Annotated in this window: 25 protein-coding genes and 1 tRNA gene; 15 read left to right on the top strand and 11 right to left on the bottom strand. The window is 58.7% G+C overall.

All coding sequences use genetic code 11. The features are described 5' to 3' along the window. The first annotated feature begins 61 nt into the window (after positions 1–61). From ruvA to BGP85_RS22605, 12 genes are all read left to right on the top strand, one after another. The gene (gene ruvA / locus BGP85_RS22660; RefSeq protein WP_027919956.1) at positions 62–679 is read left to right on the top strand and encodes a Holliday junction branch migration protein RuvA; all 618 of its coding nucleotides are present in this window, start codon (positions 62–64) and stop codon (positions 677–679) included. Further along, positions 676–1,722, top strand: a complete 1,047-nt coding sequence (gene ruvB, locus BGP85_RS22655; RefSeq protein WP_103445278.1) for a Holliday junction branch migration DNA helicase RuvB — start codon at positions 676–678, stop codon at positions 1,720–1,722. The genes ruvA and ruvB overlap by 4 nt, the downstream gene beginning before the upstream one ends. Positions 1,723–1,847: 125 nt before the next feature. Beyond that, positions 1,848–2,300: a tol-pal system-associated acyl-CoA thioesterase gene (ybgC, locus tag BGP85_RS22650; RefSeq protein WP_103445277.1), complete on the top strand. Its 453-nt coding sequence runs from the start codon at positions 1,848–1,850 to the stop codon at positions 2,298–2,300. Between the two features lie 2 nt (positions 2,301–2,302). Further along, positions 2,303–2,998 (top strand): protein TolQ, encoded by a 696-nt coding sequence (gene tolQ / locus BGP85_RS22645; protein ID WP_103445276.1) that lies wholly within the window; start codon positions 2,303–2,305, stop codon positions 2,996–2,998. 14 nt (positions 2,999–3,012) lie between these two features. After that, on the top strand, positions 3,013–3,465 hold the full coding sequence (gene tolR / locus BGP85_RS22640) for a protein TolR (protein ID WP_008090221.1): 453 nt from the start codon (positions 3,013–3,015) through the stop codon (positions 3,463–3,465). Next, positions 3,465–4,541 carry a cell envelope integrity protein TolA gene (gene tolA / locus BGP85_RS22635; protein WP_103445275.1) on the top strand — a complete coding sequence of 359 codons (1,077 nt, stop codon included), beginning with the start codon at positions 3,465–3,467 and terminating at the stop codon, positions 4,539–4,541. Before tolR ends, tolA begins: the two co-directional genes overlap by 1 nt. 17 nt (positions 4,542–4,558) lie before the next feature. Then, complete coding sequence (gene tolB / locus BGP85_RS22630) at positions 4,559–5,839, top strand: Tol-Pal system beta propeller repeat protein TolB (RefSeq protein WP_181004445.1); 1,281 nt, start codon at positions 4,559–4,561, stop codon at positions 5,837–5,839. Between the two features lie 55 nt (positions 5,840–5,894). Then, a complete protein-coding gene (pal, locus tag BGP85_RS22625) occupies positions 5,895–6,392 on the top strand; it encodes a peptidoglycan-associated lipoprotein Pal (RefSeq protein ID WP_023381906.1) in 498 nt (165 codons plus the stop codon). A gap of 6 nt (positions 6,393–6,398) precedes the next feature. Then, a complete protein-coding gene (gene ybgF, locus BGP85_RS22620) occupies positions 6,399–7,214 on the top strand; it encodes a tol-pal system protein YbgF (protein ID WP_103445273.1) in 816 nt (271 codons plus the stop codon). 159 nt (positions 7,215–7,373) lie between these two features. Continuing rightward, positions 7,374–8,021: a 7-carboxy-7-deazaguanine synthase QueE gene (gene queE, locus BGP85_RS22615; protein ID WP_079229347.1), complete on the top strand. Its 648-nt coding sequence runs from the start codon at positions 7,374–7,376 to the stop codon at positions 8,019–8,021. A gap of 16 nt (positions 8,022–8,037) precedes the next feature. Next, positions 8,038–8,712: a 7-cyano-7-deazaguanine synthase QueC gene (gene queC / locus BGP85_RS22610; protein ID WP_103445272.1), complete on the top strand. Its 675-nt coding sequence runs from the start codon at positions 8,038–8,040 to the stop codon at positions 8,710–8,712. Positions 8,713–8,773: 61 nt separating this feature from the next. Next, positions 8,774–8,849: transfer RNA gene (locus BGP85_RS22605), tRNA-Lys, on the top strand. A 338-nt stretch (positions 8,850–9,187) separates the two neighbouring features. Here BGP85_RS22605 and BGP85_RS22600 read toward each other — a convergent pair. From BGP85_RS22600 to BGP85_RS22580, 5 genes are all read right to left on the bottom strand, one after another. Continuing rightward, positions 9,188–10,441 carry a site-specific integrase gene (locus BGP85_RS22600; protein WP_023628688.1) on the bottom strand — a complete coding sequence of 418 codons (1,254 nt, stop codon included), beginning with the start codon at positions 10,439–10,441 and terminating at the stop codon, positions 9,188–9,190. After that, on the bottom strand, positions 10,438–12,333 hold the full coding sequence (gene mobH, locus BGP85_RS22595) for a MobH family relaxase (protein ID WP_028690576.1): 1,896 nt from the start codon (positions 12,331–12,333) through the stop codon (positions 10,438–10,440). Before mobH ends, BGP85_RS22600 begins: the two co-directional genes overlap by 4 nt. Before the next feature lie 94 nt (positions 12,334–12,427). After that, positions 12,428–13,375 carry a hypothetical protein gene (locus BGP85_RS22590; protein ID WP_023628686.1) on the bottom strand — a complete coding sequence of 316 codons (948 nt, stop codon included), beginning with the start codon at positions 13,373–13,375 and terminating at the stop codon, positions 12,428–12,430. Between the two features lie 113 nt (positions 13,376–13,488). Next, complete coding sequence (locus BGP85_RS22585; protein ID WP_232244444.1) at positions 13,489–13,833, bottom strand: type II toxin-antitoxin system RelE/ParE family toxin; 345 nt, start codon at positions 13,831–13,833, stop codon at positions 13,489–13,491. 13 nt (positions 13,834–13,846) lie between these two features. Continuing rightward, positions 13,847–14,128, bottom strand: coding sequence for a type II toxin-antitoxin system ParD family antitoxin (locus BGP85_RS22580; protein ID WP_070086529.1), 282 nt, complete (start codon positions 14,126–14,128; stop codon positions 13,847–13,849). 113 nt (positions 14,129–14,241) lie between these two features. Between BGP85_RS22580 and BGP85_RS22575 the strand changes: the two genes are divergently transcribed. Further along, positions 14,242–14,592 carry a hypothetical protein gene (locus BGP85_RS22575; protein WP_023628683.1) on the top strand — a complete coding sequence of 117 codons (351 nt, stop codon included), beginning with the start codon at positions 14,242–14,244 and terminating at the stop codon, positions 14,590–14,592. A 39-nt stretch (positions 14,593–14,631) separates the two neighbouring features. Here the strand turns inward: BGP85_RS22575 and BGP85_RS22570 are convergent, their stop codons facing one another. From BGP85_RS22570 to BGP85_RS22550, 5 genes are read right to left on the bottom strand one after another with little or no spacing between them, the layout of a single operon-like run. After that, positions 14,632–16,161: a conjugal transfer protein TraG N-terminal domain-containing protein gene (locus BGP85_RS22570; RefSeq protein ID WP_023628682.1), complete on the bottom strand. Its 1,530-nt coding sequence runs from the start codon at positions 16,159–16,161 to the stop codon at positions 14,632–14,634. After that, positions 16,158–16,514, bottom strand: coding sequence for a hypothetical protein (locus BGP85_RS22565; RefSeq protein WP_023628681.1), 357 nt, complete (start codon positions 16,512–16,514; stop codon positions 16,158–16,160). The genes BGP85_RS22570 and BGP85_RS22565 overlap by 4 nt, the downstream gene beginning before the upstream one ends. A gap of 2 nt (positions 16,515–16,516) precedes the next feature. Then, positions 16,517–17,878 carry an integrating conjugative element protein gene (locus tag BGP85_RS22560; protein ID WP_023628680.1) on the bottom strand — a complete coding sequence of 454 codons (1,362 nt, stop codon included), beginning with the start codon at positions 17,876–17,878 and terminating at the stop codon, positions 16,517–16,519. A 20-nt stretch (positions 17,879–17,898) separates the two neighbouring features. Continuing rightward, the gene (locus BGP85_RS22555) at positions 17,899–18,834 is read right to left on the bottom strand and encodes a TIGR03756 family integrating conjugative element protein (protein WP_038707443.1); all 936 of its coding nucleotides are present in this window, start codon (positions 18,832–18,834) and stop codon (positions 17,899–17,901) included. Next, the gene (locus BGP85_RS22550) at positions 18,834–19,253 is read right to left on the bottom strand and encodes a TIGR03757 family integrating conjugative element protein (protein WP_023628678.1); all 420 of its coding nucleotides are present in this window, start codon (positions 19,251–19,253) and stop codon (positions 18,834–18,836) included. Before BGP85_RS22550 ends, BGP85_RS22555 begins: the two co-directional genes overlap by 1 nt. 192 nt (positions 19,254–19,445) lie before the next feature. Here BGP85_RS22550 and BGP85_RS22545 point away from each other — a divergent pair, with 192 nt between their 5' ends. Together BGP85_RS22545 and BGP85_RS22540 are read left to right on the top strand one after the other, a co-directional pair. Then, positions 19,446–19,727, top strand: coding sequence for a hypothetical protein (locus BGP85_RS22545; RefSeq protein WP_023628677.1), 282 nt, complete (start codon positions 19,446–19,448; stop codon positions 19,725–19,727). 67 nt (positions 19,728–19,794) lie between these two features. Next, the gene (locus BGP85_RS22540; protein ID WP_038705586.1) at positions 19,795–20,019 is read left to right on the top strand and encodes a hypothetical protein; all 225 of its coding nucleotides are present in this window, start codon (positions 19,795–19,797) and stop codon (positions 20,017–20,019) included. A 316-nt stretch (positions 20,020–20,335) separates the two neighbouring features. On the opposite strand, the gene BGP85_RS22535 is transcribed toward BGP85_RS22540, so the two are convergent. Then, positions 20,336–20,659 carry a hypothetical protein gene (locus tag BGP85_RS22535; RefSeq protein ID WP_023628675.1) on the bottom strand — a complete coding sequence of 108 codons (324 nt, stop codon included), beginning with the start codon at positions 20,657–20,659 and terminating at the stop codon, positions 20,336–20,338. Positions 20,660–20,664 lie beyond the last annotated feature (5 nt).

Raw genomic sequence — 20,664 nt, 5'->3', positions numbered from 1 at the left:
GTGCATTTGCTGATAGGGTTGAGCGGTCTTCGACCGGCTCCCCGAGAGAAAGGATCGGAACGTGATTGGACGTTTGCGCGGCACCCTGGCGGAAAAACAGCCGCCGCACCTGATTATCGACGTCAACGGCGTGGGCTACGAGCTGGAGGTGCCGATGACTACCCTGTACCGCCTGCCCAAGGTTGGCGAGCCGGTGACCGTGCATACCCACCTGGTGGTGCGCGAAGACGCTCACCTGCTCTACGGGTTTGCTGAAAAGCGCGAGCGTGAGCTGTTCCGCGAACTGATCCGCCTGAATGGCGTGGGCCCCAAGCTGGCGCTGGCGCTGATGTCCGGCCTGGAAGTGGACGAACTGGTGCGCTGCGTGCAGGCGCAGGATGCCTCGGTGCTGGTGCGCGTGCCTGGTGTCGGCAAGAAAACCGCCGAGCGCCTGCTGGTCGAGCTGAAGGACCGCTTCAAGGCCTGGGAAACCTCACCGGCCATGTTCACCCTGGTCTCCGATGGCCCGCTGCCGGTGGCCAGCGAGTCGTCTGCCGAGGCCGACGCAGTCAGCGCCCTGGTGTCCCTGGGCTACAAGCCGCAGGAAGCGAGCAAGGCCATCGCCGCTATCAAGGACAAGGCCGGCCTGAGCAGCGAAGAACTCATTCGTCGCAGCCTTAAAGGGATGATTACCAAGTGATCGAAGCCGACCGCCTGATTGCCGCCAGTGGCCGCGACCGAGAAGAAGTCCAGGACCGTGCGATCCGCCCGCTGCGCCTGGACGAGTACATCGGCCAGCCGGTAGTGCGCGAGCAGATGGCGCTGTTCATCCAGGCGGCACGCGGGCGCGGCGAGTCGCTCGATCACACGCTGATCTTCGGTCCTCCCGGGCTGGGCAAGACCACCCTGGCCAATATCATCGCCCAGGAGATGGGCGTGTCGGTCAAGAGCACCTCGGGCCCGATCCTCGAACGGCCGGGCGACCTGGCGGCGATGCTGACCAACCTCGAACCGCACGATGTGCTGTTCATCGATGAAATTCACCGCCTGTCACCGGTGGTCGAGGAAGTGCTGTATCCGGCGATGGAGGACTTCCAGCTCGACATCATGATCGGCGAAGGCCCCGCAGCCCGTTCGATCAAGCTCGACCTGCCGCCGTTCACCCTGGTTGGCGCCACCACCCGCGCCGGCATGCTCACCAACCCGTTGCGTGACCGCTTCGGTATCGTCCAGCGCCTGGAGTTCTACAGCGACAAGGACCTGGCGACCATCGTCAGCCGCTCGGCCAACATTCTTGGCCTGGCCATCGAGGATCACGGCGCTTACGAGATCGCCCGGCGCGCCCGCGGCACGCCACGTATTGCCAACCGCCTGCTGCGCCGCGTGCGCGACTATGCCGAGGTGCGTGGCAAGGGCCAGATCACCAAGGCCGTGGCCGACATGGCGCTGAACCTGCTGGACGTCGACGAGCGCGGTTTCGACCATTCCGACCGCCGCCTGCTGCTGACCATGATCGAAAAGTTCGACGGTGGCCCGGTGGGCGTGGACAACCTGGCTGCAGCCATCAGTGAGGAGCGCCACACCATCGAGGATGTGCTCGAGCCCTACCTGATTCAGCAGGGGTACATAATGCGCACGCCTCGCGGCCGTGTGGTGACCCGGCACGCCTACCTGCACTTTGGCTTGAATGTGCCTGGCAGCCTGGGAGGCGCAGGGGAATTTTCCGAACCAGGCGATGAATGACAGATCAAAACCGGCTTTTCGTGGTCCTACCGCTGGCATGCCGATGGCGCGCTGGCAATTCGACATTAATGAAGAAAAAACAGTTGCCGCAGCGGATTGGCAAGCTGAGGAGTAAGCACTAGAGTATGCGCGCGCAAAATGGCCTGGAACCGTTCGCACACCGTTGTCGCGTCTATTACGAGGATACCGATGCCGGTGGCGTGGTGTATTACGTCAATTACCTGAAATTCATGGAGCGCGCGCGCACCGAGCGCCTGCGGCATCTGGGTTTTTCCCAGGCGCAGTTGGCCGAGGACAACCTGCTGTTCGTGGTTCATTCCAGCGAAGCCCGCTATCACGCGCCGGCACGCCTGGACGACGAGCTGAGGGTCACAGCGCAAGTACTTGAACTCAATCGCGCCAGCCTGCGCTTCGTGCAGCAGGTCTGGCGGGAAAAAGATGAAACGCTGCTCTGCGAAGGGCAGTTCCTGGTGGCCGCCGTGCGCGCCGACACTTTCAAACCCCGAGCCATACCCCCCCAGCTGCGCGACGCCTTTGTGGCGGACGGCTCGGGTAATCAATCGAACGCAGGAGAATAAGCGTGGAAGCTAACGTCGTCGACCATACCTCCATGTGGAGTCTGGTCAGCAATGCCAGCGTGGTGGTACAGCTGGTAATGCTGACCCTGGTGGCCGCCTCGGTCACCTCATGGATCATGATCTTCCAGCGCAGCACCATGCTGCGCGCCGGTCGTCGTGCGCTGGATGCCTTCGAGGAGCGCTTCTGGTCGGGCATCGACCTGTCCAAGCTGTATCGTCAGGCAGGCAGCAACCCGGACCCGGATTCCGGTGTGGAGCAGGTCTTCCGTGCCGGCTTCAAGGAGTTCTCGCGTCTGCGCCAGCAGCAGGGCGTTGACCCGGACGCGGTGATGGAAGGCGTTTCGCGTGCCATGCGCGTGGCCATCTCCCGTGAAGAAGAAAAGCTCGAGCAGAGTCTGCCGTTCCTCGCCACCGTCGGTTCGACCAGCCCGTACATCGGCCTGTTCGGCACCGTGTGGGGCATCATGAACTCGTTCCGCGGCCTGGCCAGTGCCCAGCAGGCCACCCTGGCCACCGTGGCCCCGGGTATCGCCGAAGCGCTGGTCGCCACTGCCATCGGCCTGTTCGCGGCCATTCCGGCGGTCATCGCCTACAACCGTTTCGCGGCGCGCAGCGAAGTGCTGATCGGCCGTTACTACACCTTCGCCGACGAGTTCCAGGCGATCCTGCACCGCAAAGTGCACACCAGCGAAGAGTAATCAGGTAGAAGCCCATGGCCCGAGTTCGCCACAAACGCAAGCCCGTCGCCGAGATGAACGTGGTGCCCTACATCGACGTGATGCTGGTGCTGCTGGTCATCTTCATGGTGACGGCGCCCATGCTCAACCAGGGCGTGAAGGTCGACCTGCCCAAGGTTTCCAGCGAAGCCTTGCCGCAGGACAACAACGTCCAGATCCTCACCATCTCCATCAAGGCCGACAAGACCTACTACTGGAACCTCGGCAGCGAAGTCGACACCGACAAGCAGATGGACAAGGCCATGACCTTGCCGGACATGACCAGCGCAGTGACCAAGATCATTGCCGCCGGTCGCGACCAGGGCAAGCAGACCCAGGTCTTCATTCGTGGCGACAAGGCTGTCGACTACGGCGCCGTCATGGGCGCCATGGGCGGGTTGCAGAAGGCCGGTGTCGGTAACGTTGGCCTGATTACCGAGGCGCCCTGATGCAACAGCGAGAGCCATCCGCCTCGGAAAGCTACTTCTGGCCCAGTGTCTGGGCCATCGGCCTGCATGTGCTGGTGTTCGCCCTGCTGTTCGTCAGCTTTGCCATGACGCCTGAACTGCCGCCTTCCAAGCCGATCGTTCAGGCTACCCTGTATCAGCTCAAGTCCAAGAGCCAGGCGACGACCCAGACCAATCAGAAGATTGCCGGGGAAGCGAAGAAAACCGCCTCGCGCCAGACCGAAGTCGAGCAGTTGGAGCAGAAAAAGGTCGAGCAGGAGGCCATCAAGGCCGCGGAACAAAAGAAAGCCGACGCCGCTCAAAAGGCTGAAGAAGCACGCGAAGCCGCCGAAGCCAAGAAGGCCGAGGAAGCTGCGAAAGCTGCCGAAGCCAAGAAAGCCGCCGAGTCCAAGAAAGCCGAAGAGGCGAAGAAGGCCGCCGAGAAGCAGCAGGCTGACATCGCCAAGAAGAAGGCCGAGGAAGAGGCGAAGAAGCAGGCTGAGGAAGAAGCCAAGAAAAAAGCAGCCGAGGAGGCCAAAAAGCAGGCCGCCGAGGACGCGAAGAAGAAAGCAGCCGAGGACGCCAAGAAGAAAGCGGCGGCCGAGGACGCGAATAAGAAGGCAGCTGAAGAGGCCAAGAAAAAAGCCGCTGCAGATGCTCAGAAGAAGAAGGCACAGGAAGCGGCCCGCAAGTCGGCGGAAGACAAGAAAGCACAGGCCCTGGCCGAGCTGTTGTCCGACACCACCGAGCGGCAGCAGGCTCTGGCTGATGAGCAGGGTGACCAGGTGGCCGGCGACTTCGACGACCTGATCCGCATGCGCGCGGCCGAGGGCTGGGCACGTCCGCCTTCCGCGCGTAAGGGCATGACGGTGACCCTGCAGGTCAACATGTTGCCGGACGGCACCGTTACCGGTGTCAGCGTGATCAAGTCCAGTGGCGATGGTCCGTTCGACAGTTCGGCGGTGGCGGCAGTGAAGAATATCGGTCGTCTGACCGAGATGCAGGGTATGAAGCCGAGCGATTTCAATCGTTATCGTTCGTTCAAGATGACATTTACTCCTGAGGATCTAGCGTTGTGATTAAACTCCTTCGAGGAATGCTGGTCATGCTCTGCTGCGTGGCTGGCATGGCCATGGCAGAGGAAAAGAACATCCTGGTCACCAGCGGCAGCGATCGGGCCACGCCCATCGCGGTAGTGCCGTTCGGTCTGCAGGGTGGCAGTGTGCTGCCAGAAGACATGGCCGACATCATCGGCAACGACCTGCGCAACTCGGGCTACTACTCGCCGATTCCGCGTCAGAACATGATCAGCCAGCCTACCCAGGCCAGCGAAGTCATCTTCCGTGACTGGAAAGCGCTGGGTGCCCAGTACGTGATGGTAGGCAGCATCGTGCCATCGGGCGGTCGCCTGCAGGTGCAGTACGCGCTGTTCAACGTCGCCACCGAGCAGCAAGTGCTGACCGGTAGCGTGGCGGGCAGCACCGACCAGCTGCGTGACATGGCGCACTACATTGCCGACCAGTCGTTCGAGAAGCTCACCGGTATCAAGGGTGCGTTCTCTACCCGCATGCTGTACGTGACTGCTGAGCGCTTCTCGGTCAACAACACCCGCTACACCCTGCAGCGTTCGGACTACGACGGCGCCCGTGCGGTGACCCTGTTGCAGTCGCGTGAGCCGATCCTGTCGCCACGCTTCGCGCCGGATGGCAAGCGTATCGCCTATGTTTCGTTCGAGCAGAAGCGCCCGCGAATCTTCATCCAGAACATCGATACTGGCCGCCGCGAGCAGGTGACCAACTTCGAAGGCCTGAATGGCGCACCAGCCTGGTCGCCTGATGGTTCGCGCCTGGCGTTCGTGCTGTCCAAGGACGGCAACCCGGACATCTACGTGATGAACGTGGCTTCGCGCCAGATCAGCCGTGTTACCGCCGGCCCCGGCATCAACACCGAACCGTTCTGGGGCAAGGATGGCAACACCCTGTACTTCACCTCTGACCGTGGCGGCAAGCCGCAGATCTACAAGCAGTCGGTCAGTGGTGGTGGTGCCGAGCGGGTGACATTCGTGGGTAACTACAACGCCAACCCGAAACTGTCGGCGGACGAAAAGACCCTGGTCATGATCCATCGTCAGCAGGGCTTCACCAACTTCAAGGTGGCGGCACAGGACTTGCAACGCGGAAGTGTAAAGATTCTCTCGGAAACGAGTCTTGATGAGTCGCCCACTGTTGCGCCTAACGGCACCATGCTAATCTACGCCACCCGCCAGCAGGGCCGGGGAGTCTTGATGCTCGTGTCGCTTAACGGCCGTGTGAGGCTCCCACTTCCTACCGCTCAAGGCGAAGTCAGAGAACCGTCCTGGTCCCCTTACCTGAACTGATTGCGGCGTAATACGTTTTTGCTTAACACACTGGGGTTTCATTAGGAGTTTCACGATGGAAATGCTGAAGTTTGGTAAATTTGCTGCGCTGGCTCTGGCCATGGCCGTAGCTGTAGGTTGCTCCTCGAAAGGCGGTGACAACGCTGGTGAAGGCGCTGTTGACCCGAACGCTGGCTACGGTGCCAACACTGGCGCTGTTGACGGTTCCCTGAGCGAAGAAGCCGCCCTGCGCGCAATCACCACCTTCTACTTCGAATACGACAGCTCGGACCTGAAGCCAGAAGCCATGCGCGCTCTGGACGTTCACGCCAAGGACCTGAAAGCCAACGGCAACCGCGTTGTCCTGGAAGGTAACACCGACGAGCGCGGCACCCGCGAGTACAACATGGCTCTGGGTGAGCGTCGTGCGAAAGCCGTTCAGCGCTACCTGGTTCTGCAGGGCGTTTCCCCTGCTCAGCTGGAACTGGTCTCCTACGGCGAAGAGCGTCCAGTTGCCACTGGCAACGACGAGCAGTCCTGGGCTCAGAACCGTCGCGTAGAACTGCGTAAGTAAGTTCTTATGCGTATGTGCCGTCGTGCTGTAACCGTCCTCGCACTCAGCCTGCCGCTTTCGGCGTGGGCTGCGGTTCCTGTAGTTGATGACAATGGGGGTGCTTACCCACCTTCCGGTTATGGCACGAGCGGCGCCTATGCCGGCGCAGGGGCTTCGACCCCTGCCTCGGCACAGGGCCAGCTGTTCATGCAGCTGCAACAGATGCAGGATCAACTTTCCCGTCAGCAAGGCATCATCGAAGAGCTGCAGAACGATGTGTCGCGCATGAAGCAGGAAAACCTGGAGCGTTACCAGGATCTTGATCGTCGCATCAACAGCGGTGGCGCGCCTGCCGCGACCCCCGATAATTCTTCCACCGGTGGTGCATCCAATGCCGCCGTCGGTGCAGCAGCAGGCGCCGCTGGTGCCGCTGCACAGCAACCGGCCGCCAGCAGCGAGCCCGGTGATCCGGCGAAAGAAAAGCTCTACTACGACGCCGCTTTCGACCAGATCAAGCAAAAGGACTTCGACAAGGCCAGCCAGGCGTTCAACGCCTTTCTGCGCAAGTATCCGAACAGCCAGTACGCCGGCAACGCCCAGTACTGGTTGGGTGAGGTGAACCTGGCCAAGGGCGACCTGCCAGCGGCCAGCCAGGCCTTCGCCCAGGTCAGCCAGAAGTACCCCAAGCACAGCAAGGTGCCAGATTCGCTGTACAAACTGGCTGACGTCGAGCGCCGCATGGGCCACACCGACAAGGTCAAGGGCATCCTGCAGCAGGTCATCACCCAGTACCCCGGCACTTCCGCCGCGCAACTGGCGCAACGCGACCTGCAGAAGCTCTAAGTTGCACCTTTGCAAGAAACCCGCGCCTGTCGCGGGTTTTTTCGTTAGAATCACTGCCCTTTTTTTATAAACACGCTGTAGCGGATAACGCCATGTCGAGTCCGCGACAGTGCCTGACGGAGGCGGACAGCCTGTTTAGCTGTCACGCCCGTGGCGAGCATGCAAGACACATTACGCATCACCGAAGTCTTTTACTCTTTGCAGGGTGAAACACGAACGGCTGGGCTGCCCACGGTATTCGTGCGCCTGACCGGTTGCCCCTTGCGCTGCCAGTACTGCGACAGTGCCTACGCCTTCACTGGCGGCACCATTCGCACCCTCGATTCGATCCTTGAGCAGGTGGCCGGCTTCAAGCCCCGTTACGTCTGCGTCACCGGCGGCGAGCCGTTGGCCCAGCCGAACGCCTTGCCGCTGTTGCAGCGCCTGTGCGATGCCGGTTACGAGGTCTCGCTGGAAACCAGCGGCGCCCTCGATATCTCGGGCACCGATGTGCGCGTCAGCCGTGTGGTCGACCTCAAGACCCCGGGGTCGGAAGAGTCGCACCGCAATCGCTACGAGAACATCGAGCAGCTGACCCGCAACGACCAGGTCAAGTTTGTCATCTGTTCCCGCGAGGACTACGACTGGGCGGTGTCCAAGCTGATCCAGTACAACCTGGCCGAACGTGCGGGCGAAGTGTTGTTCTCGCCCAGCCACCACCAGGTAAGCGCTACTGACCTGGCCGACTGGATCGTCGCCGACAACCTGCCCGTACGCTTCCAGATGCAGCTGCACAAGCTGCTGTGGAACGACGAACCCGGACGTTGATTGAGGAGTAAAAGAGATGACTGAGAAACGCGCAGTAATCCTGCTGTCTGGCGGCCTCGATTCGGCCACGGTCGTGGCCATGGCCAAGGCCGAAGGCTACAGCTGCTACACCATGAGCTTCGACTATGGCCAGCGCCATCGCGCCGAGCTGAATGCCGCCGCCCGCGTCGCCCGTGACCTGGGCGTGGTCGAGCACAAGGTCATTGGCCTCAACCTCGATGGTATCGGCGGCTCGGCCCTGACCGACAGCAGCATCGATGTGCCAGAGACCCCGGGCGAGGGCATTCCGGTGACCTACGTGCCCGCCCGCAACACCGTGTTCCTGTCGCTGGCGCTGGGATGGGCGGAAGTGCTGGAAGCGCGCGACATCTTCATTGGCGTCAATGCCGTGGATTATTCCGGTTACCCGGATTGCCGCCCGGAGTTCGTCGAGGCGTTCGAGCGCATGGCCAACCTGGCCACCAAGGCGGGTGTCGAAGGGCAGGGTTTCCGGATCCAGGCGCCGCTGCAGAACATGAGCAAGGCGCAGATCGTGCGAGCGGGTATTGCCCGTGGCGTGGACTACAGCCTGACGGTGTCCTGCTATCAGGCCAACGATGAAGGCCAGGCCTGTGGCAAATGCGACAGTTGCCGCCTGCGTGCCGATGGTTTCAAGGCGGCCGGTGTAGAAGACCCGACTCGCTACTTCTGACAAAAGGTTGCCTCAGGTGTTGATTTCCCGTTAGAAATCAGTATTATACGCGCCATCCAACGGGTCGTTAGCTCAGTTGGTAGAGCAGTTGGCTTTTAACCAATTGGTCGTAGGTTCGAATCCTACACGACCCACCATTATTCACAGCGGTTCGTGAGTGCTAGAGAGGGGGGCTTGCCACAGCCATGTCTAGTCTTGCAGCCGTCTGGAGCGAACCTTAGGCTCGCTTCGGCGTGATGTCAATATGGAATAGCCCGCCACTTATGGCGGGCTTTTTCGTTCCTGGGCCAAAAAACTCAATGACTTAGGGGATTTGCGGGCTGCTCACCTCCGCGAAACCTCGCTTCGCGACGTCTCCAAAACACGCGCAGCCAAAGGCATGGCGCCAGTTTCCTAGCACCAGTGACCTGGAACAGTTATGTGCTATCTGCCCTGCTTCAGCTAACCATGTAGTGGCTCATTGCCATTCGTCGGTTCAGAACTTCGGGGAGGCACGGGCGTTGTACACAGTGCCTGCGACAGCAGAATGAGATCGAGCAAAAGGTGTAGACCCTGTTGTCGATGCCATCAGGCTGAACAGAAGGCTTGGTTGAAAGAGATCTTCGGGCGGTAGCAAAGCACTGGCACAGCTCTGCCTGAACTCAATCAGCAGACGTTCTGGTGCCGAGCAGCCACCTCCTTGATCATCTTCTTCGATCGTTATTCGTCGACCAGGCTCTGTGCGGGTACCGCTTTCACCAGGACGCGAATTTGGTGCACTACATTCATCCACCCGACGTACAAGCCTCAATGCCCCCTGCTGCATGCTGCGCTCGTGCAGTACGTCTCGCATGTGGTCATAGTCGGCTTCGATGTAGCTCATAGTGGTTGCGATGTTCGAATGGTTCAGCAGGTTCTTGGTCAGGTGGATGTTTCTTTCCGGCTGCTTCATCAGATCGGTTGCAAGCGTGTGCCTGAACCGGTGCGGAGTCATCCGCACCCCGAGCCTGATGATCAGCTTCTTGTACATCGCCTCGACCTGGTCCGAGTTCATTTCATGCCGCTTGTAATGGCGGGAGAAACGATTGACGTTGAACAGCTGGTCATCGGCGGCAAAGCCCGCTCGACGAGCTTCATCGACGAGGCGCTGAATGTGCGGCGCTAGCCCATCCATGATGGGAATGCGAAACTCGCGGTGTGTTTTTTCGGTTTCGCCGCGGACGAGAACCAGCCGTCGATCCCAGTCCACATCCTTGAGCCGGATGCATAGCAGTGCATTCAGCCGTATGCCGGTGTAGTAGAACATCTCGAAAGTTGCCAGCCAGAACCACGCTGGTGTGATTCTGGCCCGGTCCCCAGTCGACTCCTCCTGGTCAGCAAGACTTCTGAGCCACCGCCTTGCACGGACGATCGCTTCGCCGGCAATGATTTTGCTCTGTCGCTTCGGTGCAATTACCGTCGTCTTCTTGAATGGGTTCACATCGGTGTTGGGAAGAATCCCGTACTCGATGCCGTACCCCCATATTGTTCGGAGGTGATTGGAGTAAGTGTTCCAGCTGCGCTTCGACAGACCTCCTTCAATCAGCTTGTTCCTTAAGGCAAGGACGTCCCGTCGATCGATGGTCTCCACATCAACAGCGTTACCGAAGTTCTTTTCCAGCTTCTTCATTGCCGCGCCGTAGATTTTCGCGCTGGCAGGCCGGAGGTCGTGATCGACGAGGTATTCCCGGAGCAATTTCTGGGGCGTCATTCAGCGGCCCCTTCCGTCACTCGTCGCAAGCTTGGGTTGTTCAGGGGCTGCTCAGCAAAGATCAGCTTCGGATCAAGAAGCAAGTAGCCCCTCAGCTGCGTGGTCTTCCGTGGGCCTACTACATCGTAGGTCCAGATGTTCAGCTGCTTGCTGGTTTTCTGGTGGCTCTTCTCTTTCTCAAATGCGCGTTGTACATGCTGCCAGGCCGCTGTCCCCGGTTTACCGACGATCCTCTCAAGCTCCGGGTGCTCAAGCACATATCGCTTGAAGATCCCAGGGGTAACGAGCATTGCTGTGTCGTCGACGGTGTGAATCAGGGCCTTGGTATCGTTGATGATCAATTTGTGGGAGGCGACCCCGGCTTTGAGCCAGGCGATGAAAGCTCCTCCCAGCGAACTACTCGTAGGCATGGTGGTGACATCTTTTATTGCAGCATTCCTTGCTGTGGCTGCTAGAGAATCGTCAGCCGGCTCTACCTCTTCGAGTCCTTGCTGAGGAGGGGAGGCGGCTGCTGAGCCTGGGCTAGCACTTAGCTCTTCTGATGGCGCAGTGATATTACTATACAGTGACAGTAATTCTTCGCGCTCAGATGATCGGATCCCTTCGGTTGGAGTTGGCTGGACTAGGGCTCGAGGTCGTGCCGGCGGTTGAGTTGCATCGCCCGAGGGGGCGACTGGCTCATCCGGTACCGCACAGACGGTTTCCGCACTGGTGCCCGCCTGCGCGACTGTCTCCGGTTCCTGGTCCAGGGTGAGGCTGCCACCGTATAGAGGGGGGCGTTCGTCCGGATTCGGCCAGACGAGTACCGGCGAGACCTTTAAGAAGGTGAAGCTGTTCTTCCAACCGCGGCCGTTATCGATGGTGGCTTTCCAGATCGCCTTATCCTGGGCATTGGTCTGGATGATTGCCTGGTCCTGCAGCATGTTGAAGAACGGAGCATTGGAGGTTGGCACTCCCTCAATACCCTGGGTCAGCAAGTATGCCCGGAGCTGGTCTGCTGCTGGCTTACTCACCAGCCAAAGCGCATCTTGCGTCAGCCAACCATCTGCCGGTCCATCTGGCTGATTGAGCTTGAGTTTTTCTCGCACCAGGAATCGCAGACCGTCGGCCAGTTGTCGCTGCAGCGATTGCTTTGGGGCCGCCAGCGCGCGTTCAGGATTGCCTCCCAGTTGCTGGGCAACGGAAGCTTTATCCGCCTGGATCACCATTTCGCCGAGGATGCCGGCGTGCTCGTACTGGCCGGCGAGAAGGTAGATCAGTTGCTTCCATAATTCAGGGAAACCGCTGAGCCAGTCCAGGATTCCGGTGTCCAGGACTTGCATGTACACAAGAGCTGAAGCAGCCCCGTGCAGTTGGTACTCCCTACCTTTCACATACTTGAACCGGTAGGGGCGGTTGATCGGGCCGTGCCATGGGTGCCATGCGCGGCCATCTTCGAGCTCGACGCGGAGGTCAACAGCGATCTTCCCCAAGTCGTGTAGCAACGCGCCGTAGGCGGCCGCTGCAGTCCAGGCTTCTGCTTGAGCGGATTGGGACTCCGGTGGAGCGCCTATTGGCAGAAGGTGCGTCTGCCGGATCTTTAGGGCATAGGCCACGATCTCCAGGCCGTGGTCCAGGAGTCCGCCAAGGTGGGCATGGTGATGGTTTTCAGAGGCAGGGAGCAGCTGCACCAGCTCAGCGTAGCGCTCGAGCGGTTTAAGGTAGAGGGTATTGAACTGAGCTCGTGAGAGCGAAGCCCGGCGCCAGATGTTCTCCAGGAGCTGCTGACGGAGTGGGCTCTGCAGGAGAGCAGTAGCCTTCGCCGGCAGATGGAAGCCCTGTGGTGAGGCTTCTGGTGTTGGTTTAGCCGGTTTGCGGCTCAACCAGGAGAGGAGTTGCATAGGGTGCTCCATGGGGTGTGCATGGAGCGGGCTTTTCTCTTAATGCCAAGATGGCATCAACGGTAAAGCGAATTCCGAGGGGAACGGATTTCTTGGCAGATGGCCATCATTCGGGAGGGTAGAGGGTCACGTTGTCCCCCTCTACGACGATGGTGTGCCCGGAGCTACCCAGCCCAAATTCGTTTCTTGAGCCATTAAACGTTCCAGATGGTGTGTTAAAAGTGAAATTTTCAAATATTACGTATTGATAGACGTTGAAGCCCGAACCGTAAAGGCCATCCTTTCCTCTTGGATACTCTTTGAATTGAACATTGTTGTACTCGGGTTTCAGTAGGCTAACAAATGCTTTTTCGGCATCTGCTATAGTGCGCGAGCTATTAATATCCAAAACCATGTCATCCATTTCATCCTCAGGCGCCCATGTCTGAATAATAAGTGGATCAATGTCGAAGAAGAATAATACGATTTCGTCTGAAACTCGATTCGATGGGGTTGGGTAGCGAATCTGTTCTTCTGTAAGGATCTCAACACGACCTTGATGAGCTTTATTTAGCAGTCGCTCGAAACTATCCTGCTTGTTTGCTATCCCAACATAAAGTAGGTCGTAGTTGCAAACAATGGCGTGATTGTTGAATCCTTGTAAGTTTGGGTTCCCCCTAGATTTTTCCCAGTATACTGAATCGGGGGTATACCAGGTGTGTGAGTGCATCTTCTCACCAGGACCTGGACGGTTGTGTCCGATCTGAATTATTTGGTCGTCCCAGGCCGCATGTACCGCTCCCCCAAGGGGTACATTTGCTTGCAGATTAATATAGCCCCAGTCAACTGTCTCTCCTGCTAACTTAATTTCTATCCGGGCAATGTCATTTACTGTGTCGACGATTCGTACATCGCCAAACTCTGTCCGTGGCCTAGCCCCGATCATGTATAACTTGCTACGTTTAAGCTTTGCGGCGAAAGCTGCATTTGCTTCGTCTCTAAAGTCCTTGCTCATGCTGTTTATGAACGGGGGGTGTACCGTCGCAAGGCGGACCATTTTCCCTAAGAAACTCATCGACTAACTCCTTGACGCCCTTTCAGTTTTTGGGCCCTTTCAGGTAAGGCTTTTACCCTTGTGATCCATTCCATTATCCATTCAAGCCCATTTTCTGTTGAGCCATTTACCCTTTACTGCTGATGCAGGTGTTTCAAATTCTGTGCGACCTCCATAGCATCGTGGAGGACTCGTAGTATCTCAACGATTTGATCTGTCCCAGCTCGGTAGAACACGATATGTCGAGGTCTAATCACGCGGCCGTCAGTCATCTGCAGCACGTTGAATGACAGATGCAGGCTACGAAGGCCCGGGGAAAGCTCATCACGCATTTTGCTGTCTACCGGCGTCGGCTGTTCAGCTAGGGCGAGGAACGTCTGCTGTAGCAGGTCTTGATACCGACTCCTGACGGACTGACCGAGCCTCACCTCAGTGAAGCGAAGCGTATCGGCGATGTCGATGCATGCCTGGGGGGACATGCGAACCATGGCCCTACTCATGCTTTTCGCCCGCCAGTCTTCCAAGATTATTGAGGTAGGCTGCCAGATTGGCCGGATCGATTTCATCGTATTGGCCTGCTTCGACCTGCATGATGCCCACTGATGTTGCGTTGCGCAGCGCTTCGAGTCTGGCTGCCTCAGCTGCTTCATGCTCAAGCAGCATCCGGATGCCTGCACGCACGACCTCGCTGAAGTTCTGGTAACGACCCGTGCTGACTAGGTCATCAATGGACTGCTCCATTGGCTGTGGAACGACGACATTGTGGGTGGCCATGGATGTGAACCTGATGAGTGGTGATGGCGTTTTATGCCATACCCCTTGCGAAAATGCCAAAGCTGTCGTATATCTGATGGCAAGATGCTCTCATAGGGCAAGGAGATTGAATCATGACTGCAGCCGCCAAACACTCGATTGCCTTCCGCTTAGGCCGGGCCCTGGGAGGTGTGGCGCGCTTCTGCATGCATGACTTGAATCCGACAGTCCGTTGGGTTAAGCGGGTAGTCCTCGCCATGGTAATTGCGCTCATTTTAGCCAACTCGATAAGCTGGCTTATGTCGGTGCTGCTGACGGTCATTTCACTTGCTCTCGGCCTGTACGCACTTTCCAAAGCTGACCTGGATAAGGTTGATATGTTCTCCGAGGATAAAGAAGCCCCCTATGGTCGGGACGGAGTTATGGGCTGCCCTCTCAATATGTGGGGCGAGCGTACTGACGGTCTTGATCGGGATCTTCCTTGAAAAGCTTGGTCTCAGTAAAGGACCAAGCTTTTATCAACGCTACTGCCCACCGATTGACTTCACTGCCTTCTGAGCCATTTGTCCCCCTTCGCTGCCAGCTTTTCCTACAGCGTCGGTTCCTTTGGTTAGACCGTTAAGGATCGTCCCTGTTTGCACTCCAGCCCAGCCGAGAGCAACTATCCAGAAGGTCGGGAGGATGATGAACATCGAACCCATGACGAAGTTCAGAATCGCGTCTTGAGTGGTGGTGTTCAAGCCCATCACTGGATCAAAGGATAGGTGTGGTGAGCCCGAACCATACAAAACGTCGATGATTGTGCTGTCGACCCATCTTGCCAGTTGGAACCAAAAGTCTACAAATATTAACGCGAACATTGTTACTGACATGGTCATGGCAACTTTCAGTTGATACGCACCGATTATCAGCACCAGTGGAATGCTGATGACCATGGCCATCTTGAGGAAGGCCACTACCATCGGTAAGGCTTGGCGCACCATGTCCATCGCCGGGAAGAAGGCCAGCGACCCGACGGCGACCCCCAATGTTCCGCCTGCACGTGCAAGGCCGTTCCAGACGGTTCCATCGACCTGTCCACCATAATCGGTGTAGACGTCGCCGTTGACCTGGCTAGAAGGCGACACGAGCTGGCGAATCATCGAGTCGGTGACTTCCTCCTGGGACAGCCACTTTGCCCACCCGAGGAACTGGTTCAGCAAACTAGGATCGACTTGGGCTTTCAGTCGGTCCCGCAGGCCGATGTTCCCGTCAGACCACCACTGTTTGCAAGTGGGATACCCACCACCACCGGTAACCTGGGGCATGCCATCATCTCGTTTCGTGTCATACGGCCAGGATGTACGGGGTGTTCTGGAGTAATCCGTGTCGTAGTAACCAGCCGTGTTCAGCAGGTAGTGGGACCCGATCCAGTTCAGGTCCTGTAGGGCCTTCTGGTCTTTGGCGATCGACCCAATGTCGGGCTGACGCATGAACAGGCGCGCGCGGGAAGGGCCGAAGCAATCATGGGTGAAGTCTGCCACCTCCTGCGCGAGCAGAGGATTGCCGATCCTCATCGCGTCGACCTCCATGCGCATTTGCCTGAGATCTGTACCGCAGGGGATTGCTGCAACAGCGCCGCTATTCAACCCCTTGGACAGCGCGTGTACGAGCGCCCACCACACCGGCACCTTCGCGCTCTTGCCGGCCAACGAGCTGAAGGTGGTGTTCCAGCCTGTCTCCGAGGGCGCCGGCGTCAGTACCTGGCACTGCTTCCCTCGCGCCTGGTCGAACTGCAGAGTGTCAAATCCCACGGAGATGGCTGGCACAGCACACAGTGAAACAACCACATACCCAACGTACAGCTGGGTTTCAATGCGAGCCAGGGACAGCACCCCCTTGTTGCCCTCGTCAGCGCCTTCTCCTCGGACTTTGATCCACTCACGGGCCACGATGATGATAAAGGGCAGGGCGAAAAGGCCCGTGTCCGAAATCATGTCCCAGATCCCGTTGTTGATGATCCACCCTACCAGGGTGAGGTAATACTCGAGGTAGTCGTTCGTATAGAGCGTCATAGGACCTCCGACCAGGTGATTGGCGCCTTCGAGATCTCGATGATCACGAACAACAGGAGTACCAGGAACTCGATCCGCTGAACCCCCTTGGACGACTGATCTTCGTCGCTCCCAGGCAGACGCGCCTTGAGCTTCACCCACGCGAAGACGATGCTGCCATAGAGGGCGAGTCGCCATAGCAACAGTGGCAGGTAATTGCCCTCACGCCACTTCAACCAGGTGTCGAACACGCCCAGATGATTGACCGCGATGACGCCGAGCAACACGCTCAGCAACAGCATCACCACGCTCAATAACACGCCTCCCAGGAGGACTTTGAGGGGGTGGGCTTTTTTCTCGACATCTTCCGCCATGGTCACTCCTTGCCGGCAGGCTTCTGCAGCTGAATCAGGCGATCCTGTTCAGGCGCCGCTTCGTAGATCGAGCGGGAACTTTCGGCGCGCGACTTGCTGCGCTCGATGATCTTCATCGGAGAGTTGTTGGCGAGCTGCTGCCGCATGTCGAGCTCGGTCTTGAGGTTGGTGATGAGTTGCTGAAGCGTGTCGACCTGGCCGAGTGTGGCCTCAACGGCGAGCTTGTTCGCATTCACGTTGGGTTCCTTGCTGCCTGTAATCAGCATGCGCTGCAGCAGCAGACCTTTCTCCAGGACATCAGCCAAGGCGACCTCGGATGCCAGGCGGGAGGCCAACACCGCCTGATCCCGCTCGTCACGAAGGGCAGTAACTACGCCGCGGGTAATGGGGAGGGAGTCACTGCTTGCTTCACGCAGCTTCTCGGAGGTGATCTGGGTCCCGGGCTTCAAGAGCTCCTGCAGGGCCGCGAGCTTCTTGTCGTATGTTTCCTGGATCAGCGGGGTCAAGCCCACACCCGGAGTCGATGTAGTCGTGCATCCTTCACAGGTCTGTAGCTGCTGTTCACCCAGGACCCGGTTTGCGAACTGGGCGGCTTCGGCCGGAGACTCCCAACTGCCGCATACCAGTCCATTGGAGCAGCTGGACTGCGGGATGCTCGAGGTGTCCTGAGCTGCGCGATTGTTGAGGAGGTTGTAGCCTGCTTTGGCAACATCCCCAACCACTTTGATGGGCTGCTGCCCATTGCCACCGGCCTGTTTACCGCCGACCCAAGTCACGCCGTTCGATCCTGGTGCTTGCTCGACCTTGTCGACCACTGCCACGGCATCGTTGCTCGATGCCAGGGCTTGCCCCATCTTCTGACCTTCGGCAACCTTGCCCCACCCCATCTGGCCGCCGGCAATGTCGGCCATCCGTTCGGCCATCGCCCTGCAGGTTCCCTTCGATCGGTCGTAGTCGAGGCGCGCCTGCAGGATCCCGTTGGTCAGCAGGTTGTAGAGGGCGGGATTTGCCCGCTGCAGGATCAGTGCCGGCAACGACGTGACAGCGCCGGTCGCGTTCTGGATGACGCTGCCCATGATCTGTTGGAAGCCCTGTGTTGCGCCGTTCAGCTGGTTCTGCAGGGTGTTGCTGAGGTCCATGTTTCCGCAGACCAGGTTGTTCTGCCAGCCGGCGCCGACGGTGATGCTTTCCATCTGGCCAGCGCTGCCCATCTGGACAGCGCTGCCGCCGCCGATACTGTAGAGCACGTCGTCCCCGATCACGCTGCCCTGGGACTCCACCTTGATTGGGTCGGCGGCCTCAGCCATACACCAGGTACTGCCCATGCCAGTAGCGAGAATGATGGCGATGGTAAATTTGTTCATATAGCTCTCCAGGTCTTATCTCATTGGAAGTCAGTGCTTCCCAGGAAGGTCTGGCCTTTGCGCTGGCAGCATGAATAGGGCCGCCACAGGGCCCAGGCATAGGCTTCGTCGACTGCATCGGCATTCGGGCCAGGGGAGGGGAACACGGCGCAGGTAGGGCTGATGGTTGGCGTCAGCTCCTGCCACTTGCCTGTGCTGGCATCACCTTCTTTCAGTTCCCCGGCAGGCCAGTAGCCAGGCTCCGGCAGGGAGCGCATAGGCAGGTATACGTGGGGTTGTCCTACCCGCGTCGTGATGTCACCGGCACGCTGGGCGATGACTGCACCGGCCTTGAAGTCGTCGACCTGGTGGATGAACCCGCTCCGTGGGTAGACGCTCCCCCACATGTCGGCCGAGAGAAGTCCACCGACCTCCCGCATGCCGGGGATCAGGGCCTCTGGATAGACGGATTCGGGAACCCCGTACCGCCATGCGAGGGTGTCCAGGGTGCTGAGCATGTAGGGCACGTAGGGGGTCGTCGCGCCGTGGCAGGAATAGCCAAAAGAGCTTACAAATCGGCTGAATACCGCAGCTCCAGGGTGGCCGATGACGTCAGCCTCCTTGAACTTGGTGATGTTGTTCTCGGCGTTGTGGTTGGTAGTCCCATCATTACCGGCTTGCGCCGTCGCATTCGGCGCCCCCATGGGGCTTACCTCTGTCCACGGATTCCCCCCTGTGTTGGCATAGGCGGATACCACTGCGTCCGGAATGTAGTGCCGGACTTTGGTTGAGGTTTTGACCGTGCAGCCAACGGGTGTGCAGAGCAGCCAGTAGCAGATGCCGACTACTTTGTATTCCAAGCAGGTAGGCGAGGTGGTGGAGGCGAGAATCGCCGCTGAGCTGATGGCCGCGTAGGCTGAGAAAGGTAGCGCCGAGGTTAGAAGCCCAGCCAAGGTGAGTCGCGAGATTCGTCTCATCATCGTCCCCTTGCCTGGTTGATTGCCTGAATGGCAGCAGCCACGTCGGGTTGGCCGTAGATCACAAACCGGCGATCGACAACGACTGCCGGCACCTTCGAGACCCCAACACTCCAGGCATCGGCATTGCCCTGCTGAGCGGCAGCTAGCTGTTGCATAAGGGCAGCTCCGGCCGGCGTGCCCATTAGTTGCCTAGCGGCGAGCGCGGCTTGGTGCGGGTTGGGTGGTAGCTTCCTGGACAACTGCTCCTCGATGCGCTGTTGATCATCGAGCTTGATGACACGCACATCTGCCGGTACGGAGGTGAGTGGGTGCGCCGCGTCTGTGATGGCCCAGGTCTCGGCATGCGCGGTACCGGTGGCCAGCGCGGCGACGAACAACGGGATCACTCGCGATGAAGGCGGGGGGATATTGAACATGAGGCTGCACCTGAAGTGGGGACGGGTACAGGAAAACGGATCGGCCCGCCAGGCGCAGTAGGAAATAGATATCTGACGGTACTTGGATTTCTCGGTGAATCCCCACACGGGCGTAAGCGAGGCGTTTTCGGTCTGGCAGACTCGTTGAGGTGACTCCATACTGCCCGGATCAGCACTTACACTGGAACGGACATGCGCAAAAGAGGACAAGTATTCTGGGAGTGGGCGGATCCCGATCTGCACTTCAGGAACTTCGATGAGCGGATGGCCGACGGCTCCCTCATTAACATTCAGGTGCGGGTCTCTCGCGAGCACCTGACTCAGCTATTTCTCGGTATCTATGCTCTGGATGGAAAGCTTTTGCTCGAAGAGGGCCATATGGACTGCAAAGGGCAGACTATGACGGCTGCGATGACCTGGGCCCTTAAACGCGCTCATTCTTGGATTGAGAGCGATAAACTCGCCAACCGATAAGCGGTTGATGGCGCTCAGGTGGCACTGGAGTATTTTCTATACCGGTTTGACGCAAGGAGGCAGGCTGGTGAAGGACGCCATACCCACCAACCAAGAAGTGGCGGCCATTCTTGGGATTGATGAGGCATCGGTTGAGAAGTTTCGGCAGGAGACCCATCGCCTGCAGGATGGCGCGTGGCTGGTGCAGTTTGCCTATTGGATGCCTCAGGAACTGCGTCAGGGTCTCACCGGTAGTTTCACGCTGACCATCACACTTCCTCCAGATCCTCATGATCGTCGAGAGCGTGAGTGAGTTGTGGGTATCCGGTCGCTGATGCCCAAGTCACTGCGGCGGATGATCGGTTTCGAAGTATTACTGCCTCCATGACATCCCGCTGCAGTTCACAAATATCGTTGTTGAGTTGCGTCACGGAGGCCGACAAGCCGACGGCATCGTGTGAGTCGGATAGCTGCTGATAGAGCTTTTCAAGTTGAACACTCAAAAAGCTGTGTCTACTGGCGAAACCTTGTAGTTCCATCATCCCGTTCACCTCCACAATCACACCGACAGAGACTGGGCGAAGGGAAGTCCGTTCCCCTCGGATCTCAGGTCGTTACAAGAATGTGAACTAGTCGAACCATTCCTCGTCACCTGGATCAAGTTCTTCCAGGTTCATATCGAGCTGCAGCTCGATCACGGTCCCGGGCGCTGGGGCATACCAGTCGACTATTACGAACCGACCTTTGCCTGTGGTCGCGTCATAGTCCATGAGCACGCAGTCGTCGTTCCACTCCTGGAGAGCCCAGCTCAGCTCATCGTGTGAGGGGAATTCTTCCCCGGTCGACTCAAGCTGAAACCATCCATGGCCAGAGCCTGCGCTTGGGAAGAACCTGCTTGGTAGATTGCTTTCTTCGTCATTATTGTCGATGCGGGAGACCGTGATCTTGATCATTACCC

Origin of the sequence: Pseudomonas putida, from assembly GCF_002906855.1 — a bacterium.
GTDB classification, from domain to species: domain Bacteria; phylum Pseudomonadota; class Gammaproteobacteria; order Pseudomonadales; family Pseudomonadaceae; genus Aquipseudomonas; species Aquipseudomonas putida_N.
The sequence above is the reverse complement of the archived record's forward strand: the minus strand, read 5'-3'. Positions and strand labels throughout refer to the sequence as shown.

What these genes read in the sequence shown, in the direction of transcription:
- ybgC (WP_103445277.1), top strand. Translation starts at nt 1,848, where the DNA reads ATGCGCGCGCAAAATGGCCTGGAACCGTTCGCACACCGTTGTCGCGTC.
- tolR (WP_008090221.1), top strand. Translation starts at nt 3,013, where the DNA reads ATGGCCCGAGTTCGCCACAAACGCAAGCCCGTCGCCGAGATGAACGTG.
- tolA (WP_103445275.1), top strand. Translation starts at nt 3,465, where the DNA reads ATGCAACAGCGAGAGCCATCCGCCTCGGAAAGCTACTTCTGGCCCAGT.
- tolB (WP_181004445.1), top strand. Translation starts at nt 4,559, where the DNA reads ATGCTGGTCATGCTCTGCTGCGTGGCTGGCATGGCCATGGCAGAGGAA.
- pal (WP_023381906.1), top strand. Translation starts at nt 5,895, where the DNA reads ATGGAAATGCTGAAGTTTGGTAAATTTGCTGCGCTGGCTCTGGCCATG.
- ybgF (WP_103445273.1), top strand. Translation starts at nt 6,399, where the DNA reads ATGCGTATGTGCCGTCGTGCTGTAACCGTCCTCGCACTCAGCCTGCCG.
- queE (WP_079229347.1), top strand. Translation starts at nt 7,374, where the DNA reads ATGCAAGACACATTACGCATCACCGAAGTCTTTTACTCTTTGCAGGGT.
- queC (WP_103445272.1), top strand. Translation starts at nt 8,038, where the DNA reads ATGACTGAGAAACGCGCAGTAATCCTGCTGTCTGGCGGCCTCGATTCG.
- BGP85_RS22600 (WP_023628688.1), bottom strand. Translation starts at nt 10,441, where the DNA reads ATGACGCCCCAGAAATTGCTCCGGGAATACCTCGTCGATCACGACCTC.
- mobH (WP_028690576.1), bottom strand. Translation starts at nt 12,333, where the DNA reads ATGGAGCACCCTATGCAACTCCTCTCCTGGTTGAGCCGCAAACCGGCT.
- BGP85_RS22590 (WP_023628686.1), bottom strand. Translation starts at nt 13,375, where the DNA reads ATGAGTTTCTTAGGGAAAATGGTCCGCCTTGCGACGGTACACCCCCCG.
- BGP85_RS22585 (WP_232244444.1), bottom strand. Translation starts at nt 13,833, where the DNA reads ATGTCCCCCCAGGCATGCATCGACATCGCCGATACGCTTCGCTTCACT.
- BGP85_RS22580 (WP_070086529.1), bottom strand. Translation starts at nt 14,128, where the DNA reads ATGGCCACCCACAATGTCGTCGTTCCACAGCCAATGGAGCAGTCCATT.
- BGP85_RS22575 (WP_023628683.1), top strand. Translation starts at nt 14,242, where the DNA reads ATGACTGCAGCCGCCAAACACTCGATTGCCTTCCGCTTAGGCCGGGCC.
- BGP85_RS22570 (WP_023628682.1), bottom strand. Translation starts at nt 16,161, where the DNA reads ATGACGCTCTATACGAACGACTACCTCGAGTATTACCTCACCCTGGTA.
- BGP85_RS22565 (WP_023628681.1), bottom strand. Translation starts at nt 16,514, where the DNA reads ATGGCGGAAGATGTCGAGAAAAAAGCCCACCCCCTCAAAGTCCTCCTG.
- BGP85_RS22560 (WP_023628680.1), bottom strand. Translation starts at nt 17,878, where the DNA reads ATGAACAAATTTACCATCGCCATCATTCTCGCTACTGGCATGGGCAGT.
- BGP85_RS22555 (WP_038707443.1), bottom strand. Translation starts at nt 18,834, where the DNA reads ATGAGACGAATCTCGCGACTCACCTTGGCTGGGCTTCTAACCTCGGCG.
- BGP85_RS22550 (WP_023628678.1), bottom strand. Translation starts at nt 19,253, where the DNA reads ATGTTCAATATCCCCCCGCCTTCATCGCGAGTGATCCCGTTGTTCGTC.
- BGP85_RS22545 (WP_023628677.1), top strand. Translation starts at nt 19,446, where the DNA reads ATGCGCAAAAGAGGACAAGTATTCTGGGAGTGGGCGGATCCCGATCTG.
- BGP85_RS22535 (WP_023628675.1), bottom strand. Translation starts at nt 20,659, where the DNA reads ATGATCAAGATCACGGTCTCCCGCATCGACAATAATGACGAAGAAAGC.